Here is a 748-nt window from a genome sequence, read left to right on the forward strand (position 1 = left end):
TAAAGTCATCCATTTAGCGCCTTCATAAGAAACTTGATTGAGGGAGCAATAAACGAGTGAATGCAGTAAGAACCATGCCTTATAGATGAAAGATTCATCCATGTTGTATGATGGCTTGTTCTTAAGCGAAAGGAATTATGGTCTGCTTTTCAGTACGGATTCAAACACGGTTTGTTATCGTGTCGAGTAGGAATTTTGCGGCTAGACGAGAGCTAAAATGATACCACCAACAGTGAGCGCCGCGGAAAGATACTGCCCTGCAGAATATGAGCCGTCTTCCTCTTCTTCAATCTTGTCGGGATGATCCATGCCAAGTGCACCGTGAGTGAAAGATTCTACTTTTTCACCCATTGTTTTGTTTTCTGCTTCTACCTTTTTACTCTCATGGTCAATTTGCTGCAACGCCGCTAGCAGTGCCTTACCTTCCGTAGAAAGTGTCACTTTGTTTTGCTCAACTTTGAGTGGCGCGGCAACCGTATCAACGTGATTGTCTTGATTTTGTACCACTACTGCTGGTTGCTTAGCATAAGAGTTTACTGGGTTGCTTCCTACTGGATTCATCGAATACTCCTTGGAACATCGACACTCTTTCACTGAGTGCGGGTAAAAAGCAGTTATCTCTATATCGACGGCATAGGGTATTTCTTGAATCAATTTGTACCAATTTGACGCAGATATTCTGAATCAAAAGTTGGAACTCATGATAGGAGAAAACGGGCCTGTTTTTGCCGCCAAGATTGTTTCTTAA

General features: G+C 42.5%; 1 protein-coding gene. It reads right to left on the reverse strand.

Annotated elements, in window-relative coordinates; translation table 11 throughout:
• Window positions 1-201 precede the first annotated feature (201 nt).
• On the reverse strand, window positions 202-561 hold the full coding sequence (locus R8N47_RS24865; RefSeq protein WP_021449877.1) for a hypothetical protein: 360 nt from the start codon (window positions 559-561) through the stop codon (window positions 202-204).
• Window positions 562-748: the final 187 nt, after the last annotated feature.

Source organism: Vibrio sp. 2132-1, from assembly GCF_033344315.1.